General features: G+C 37.5%; 6 protein-coding genes and 2 pseudogenes. All 8 read left to right on the forward strand.

Going from position 1 to position 4779, the window contains the following annotated elements; genetic code table 11:
• Window positions 1–923, forward strand: a pseudogene (locus HMPREF9965_RS13205) (type VII secretion protein EssC); the annotation flags it as partial.
• 3 nt (window positions 924–926) lie between these two features.
• Entirely contained in the window at window positions 927–1229 is a 303-nt protein-coding gene (locus tag HMPREF9965_RS09305; protein ID WP_001291318.1) for a DUF4176 domain-containing protein, read from the forward strand.
• A gap of 27 nt (window positions 1230–1256) precedes the next feature.
• The gene (locus HMPREF9965_RS09310; protein ID WP_001106894.1) at window positions 1257–1646 is read left to right on the forward strand and encodes a hypothetical protein; all 390 of its coding nucleotides are present in this window, start codon (window positions 1257–1259) and stop codon (window positions 1644–1646) included.
• An 8-nt stretch (window positions 1647–1654) separates the two neighbouring features.
• Window positions 1655–1933 carry a hypothetical protein gene (locus HMPREF9965_RS09315; protein ID WP_000201153.1) on the forward strand — a complete coding sequence of 93 codons (279 nt, stop codon included), beginning with the start codon at window positions 1655–1657 and terminating at the stop codon, window positions 1931–1933.
• A gap of 16 nt (window positions 1934–1949) precedes the next feature.
• A complete protein-coding gene (locus HMPREF9965_RS09320; RefSeq protein ID WP_000503900.1) occupies window positions 1950–2264 on the forward strand; it encodes a hypothetical protein in 315 nt (104 codons plus the stop codon).
• Window positions 2258–3580 carry a hypothetical protein gene (locus HMPREF9965_RS09325; protein WP_004243829.1) on the forward strand — a complete coding sequence of 441 codons (1323 nt, stop codon included), beginning with the start codon at window positions 2258–2260 and terminating at the stop codon, window positions 3578–3580. The genes HMPREF9965_RS09320 and HMPREF9965_RS09325 overlap by 7 nt, the downstream gene beginning before the upstream one ends.
• Window positions 3581–3593: 13 nt before the next feature.
• Complete coding sequence (locus HMPREF9965_RS09330) at window positions 3594–4388, forward strand: hypothetical protein (RefSeq protein ID WP_000357945.1); 795 nt, start codon at window positions 3594–3596, stop codon at window positions 4386–4388.
• A gap of 169 nt (window positions 4389–4557) precedes the next feature.
• Window positions 4558–4779 (forward strand): annotated as a pseudogene (locus HMPREF9965_RS09335) (cell division protein FtsK); the annotation flags it as partial.

The following is a 4779-nucleotide window of genomic DNA, read 5'->3' on the forward strand; positions in this document are numbered from 1 at the left end:
CGAGTGAAGTGCGGACGATTGTGGGCTCTACACCCCTTGCCATGACCATGGAAGACATCAAGGGCCGTGCACTCATGAAACGTGAAGAGGTAGATGTCATCCAGCTGGCTCTGCCCGTCTCAGGAGCCAATGACACCCAAGTCCTCAACAACCTGCGCCAGAAAGTCGCTTCTCTCCAAGAAGCTTGGACAGGTCAGCGCCCAAGTGCCATCCCGATGGTACCAGAGGAGTTGACTATGGATGTATTTCTCAATCTGCCTACGACTCAAGAAGTGATTCAGAATCGGGAGTTGCCGATTGCGATTAGTTGCGAGGAAGCTGAGAGCATCCCAATCAATCTATCTACATTAAAGAATATTGTAGTCTTATCAGAAAGTAAGCAATCTCTTCAGTGTGCAATTTGCCATCTAATTAGTGTAATTAATCACTGTCTGGATAATGGTCATGTATTGTTAGTAGATTCCAACGAAGAGTATTCATTCTTAAAGGAAAAGGCAAATGCATATATTTCAGGAGAAGATATCATAGATCTATTTAGCAATCTTGATAGGGAGATAAGAAATAGGAAAAACACTCCAAAAGATGTTCAAACCTTCATTGTTATACCGGACTTGGCTTCTTTTGTTGAGAAAGTCTCTATATCTGAAGATGATTTTTATCAATTATATATTAACGCTTATAAATACGGTTTGCACTTTATTACTGCAGGTTCAAAATCAGTATTCTTTAAAGTACATCCCGTGATTAAAGGTATTAAGGAAAATATTACCACAGCAGTTATTGCGATGCGCTTATATGATCAAACGATTATTGAACACAATTCAAATAGTCGAGAGGAAAAATTAGAATGGGATCAAGCCTATATCTATGATAAAGGAAGAGCCCAAAAAGTAAAATTAATCAAACAAGAAATCGAGGAATAAACTATGTCGGAAAAACTATATCCATTAGGAACAGTAGTATATTTAAAAGAGGGAACAGAAAAACTCATGATTATCGGTCGTGGGGTCGTTTACCAGGATCAAGAGACAAACTCTGAAATGTTTGTCGATTATATGGGGTGCCTTTATCCAAGTGGCATCAATCCAAATAATACAATATTCTTTAATCAAGAAAATATTGATCGAGTTGTTTTCAAAGGTTTTGTGGATGAAGAGGAAGAACGCTTTATAGAAATTTATCAGAATTGGGAGAAATCTCTTTCAATCCCTAAAAAGAAAATAGATTAACCAAAACTCTGATGGAGGTGGTCACAGATGAATTATAAGGAACGAATTGCAGCTTTAAAAGTTTTTAAAGCTGCAATAACGGGAGGGGATACGACAGATAGTGTATCAGGTATTTCTTCAGAGATTTCTGGATGGGAAGGAAATGCTTGCTTAAAGTTTGATGATTATGTTCAAATAATTAAAACAGACTGTGCGGATATTTCTGCCAAAAAAGCAAGCTTTCTAAGTGAGATAGATGGTAGAATATCCCAAATTCAAGCGATATTTGATATGGAGGTTTCCTTGAATCGTTGGAGATTGGGTATGGTGTACGATTCAGAAGATTCGACAAACAATAAGAATCTTATCTATTATTCTATTAGTCAAGCGGATTTGGATTCGAGTGTACGTGATTATCTATTGAGCATGATTTATTAGGAGGCAACATGGCTACTATCAAGATGGACAAGGAAACATTTGTATCGTCAGTTGAGAAATTGATACAAATGGTTGACAATTATACAGAAAGTGTGACAACTTCTACTGCCCAATTTAGTTTATTTCAAAGTGATTTGTTGGGGGATGGATATACCAAATTATTTAATAAAGTAGATTCGGAATTAAAAAACCAAAAGGTGTTAGCGGCAGAATGCATTGTATTGTCTGAAAGTGCAAAAAGTTTTGCGGAAGAGATCTCATCTGCAGAATCTTCTGTTTCATTTTAAGTGAGGAGAATGGATTATGGGAGAAATAAAATACGATTCTGGTCAACATAAACAGTTTCAAGAGGAGCTGCAAAAAATCGGAGATGGGTTTGATAACTTGATTACAGAATTGGAAAATGTTAAAACATCCGTTAGTTCAAATCTTAAGGGTGAAGCAGCTACCGCTTTGGAAACTGCGATTGATGATTTAACTTCAAAATTAACGAAAGCAAAGACTAATTGGCATACGACTAAGGAAAATGCGAAACAAGTAGAAGAGATTATCAAAAAAGCAGATGAAGATTCGAAGAAGACAGTGGGTGAGCCTAAAGGAGGAATTTCAGCATGGTAGATGGAGTATTTACGATTCCAATGAGTGAATATTACAGTAAATCAAGTGAGCTTAAGGATAAAGTCTCGGATTTGATTACTGATGTTGAAAATAATTTTTTAAGTAAGGTTAGTACGAATATTAGTACACTAGATAATCGAGATATTAGTGTTGTAGAAGGCTTTGCCTCTTATACGAGCGCTAAGAGCAAATTAGAAACTCTAAAAGAGTATGAAACCCAACTAACGAAGATGTCTACAGAGGGCGATAGTAATCCTCTAAATGGAGTGGTGAGTCTAGATAAACAGTATAGCGCCAAGTTTTCGGATGTTTCAAAAGGAGCAGACTCTCAAACGGTCGCATCAGCAATTTCTGGAATTGACCGAAATATTAGTTCACAAGTAGAGGTAATAAAAATCAGAGAGAGCTTTGTTGCTTTTATATCCAGTTTAACAGGAATAGGTGAAAAAGAAGCAATCGCTAAGCTCCTTGGGATAGATGTCAATGATCTTGGAAAATGGTCGAAAGCTGCGGCAGACAGAATCAAAGGTGTTGAAGATGCTTTGAAATTACTGGAAACTTTATATACAGGAAGTGGTAAGGGAATATCATTTGAAACACTCTTATATAGTAAAGAAATAGGTCAGGCCCTTCAAAGCTCTCCATTGGTGGAAAAAGTATTAACCTTTATGATGGATCTGCCCTATGCACTAAAAAGCAGTAAATGGGCTAGTAAGTTCAGTAAGGTTTTAGCGCCTTTTACAAAGGGACTGAAACACGTCAAAACAGCAGCATCTTTTCTAATGGGAGAGCATGCAACGGGGATAGGGAATGTAGCAAAGGATTTTATAAAAAGTGATAAGTTAAAGATCGGGGGAGAAACTCTAGCTTGGGGTGTATTGGCCGTAGAAGAGGGAGTCAATATCTATAAGAACTACAACAATTCCAAGACCGATTCGAAGACAGCTGTAGGGAAAATCGGGAAGTCTGCAATCGGTGGTACCATTGATACCATATCTAACGTTGGTCCTTTAGATGGTATGTGGCTTGGAGCTAAGGCAGGAGGGCTAGGAGGAAATCCAGTAGGTGGAGCTCTCGTTGGTCTTGCAGTAGGTACATTTAATCTTGCAGGCTCTATATTCTTCCCTGAGGAGAAAAAGGCTTTGTATGACGGAGCTAAAAATTTAGCTTATGGTGCTGTGGACATGATAGAATCAGGAGTAGAGTCTATCGGAAAAGGACTCCACCAGGGCTTTGAGACTGTCAAAAGTGTGGGCAAGAATGTTTCTGATTTTTTCAATGGTGGTCTGAAGGCGGCCTCATCCTTGTTTGGATAATAGGAGAAAATAAATGGATAAGATACAAAAAGACATTAATGATGCACTTGAGACAACTCGAAAATTAAATATAGTAAAGGCGATTTTTGGGCTACCACTATATTCGTTTTTGATTATTTGGGGCACCTATTTTCCTATGGGGATACTTCGATTGGCTAGTAAAAATGGACATGAATTAGTTACACAGTTGACATCAGTAGAAAATAGCCTGATTCCCCCAAATAGTTTCTTTGTCTTTCTATTCTTGTTTTGTTGTTGTCATTTTACTTATTTTTATATTAATTCTAAAAGAAATCGCATTAAAGCTTATTTAATGACTCAGATTTTTCAATTATTTGTGCTTGTGATTTTTTATTATAGTTGGTTTATAGCCATCTTGTATTTAATTCCTCTAGTAGTAGTTCGTATCGTCTACTGGATTGGTTTTGTCTTATCACTGATTTACCTTATTTATATTCTCGTTACAAAGCAGCGCGCTAGCAAGGATTATTTCTCCTCAGAATATTATAAAAAGTTTTTGAATGTTATTTTGTTTTTATGGCTATTAATGTCTGGAATCAATCTCTTTACCCATGGTCTTAATAACCTTCTGGCACATTTATTGCTTGCTTTATTGCCGGTGTCACCTATTTTCTTAGGCCTTTTTCTGGTATCATTTTTCAAGTCCAATTTAGTAACACTAGAGAACTTGAATACAGTTAATAAAAATCAGGAGAAATACCGTGAAGAATATGGCTATACCATTGAAGAATGGTACGGGAAGAAATCTAAAATGTACAAGGAACATATGAAGAAGTCTAAAAAGTGATAAAGGTTTATAGGTACCACTCCTAATTTATTGATGTATAATTGGACTTGCTGATTATGACTCTAGATGAAGCACCTGAAAATAACTCAGGTGCTTTTCTATACTTTTTACTAATTGATTAACTATTCTGGTATAATGAGAAAAGGTAAACTGTCCACTACTTGTGGAGGATGCGATTGTGCACCATATCCAAGATCTGTGTCAGGAACAAGAAATTCCTCCAGTACCCCAGCCATGGTTGCCTCCGCTCAAAGAGCGCATTGCGCTAGAGGAGCTGGAAGCAGTGCAGCCAGCGGTTGCTTGGGAAGAAGAGAAATCCCTTTCCTTCCTGCTTGGGATGGCGGATATCCCGCAGGCTCAGAAGCAGGAAGCCGTCTCTATCAACCTCTCC

The organism is Streptococcus mitis bv. 2 str. SK95, from assembly GCF_000222705.1.
In the GTDB taxonomy this organism is placed as follows: domain Bacteria; phylum Bacillota; class Bacilli; order Lactobacillales; family Streptococcaceae; genus Streptococcus; species Streptococcus mitis_AY.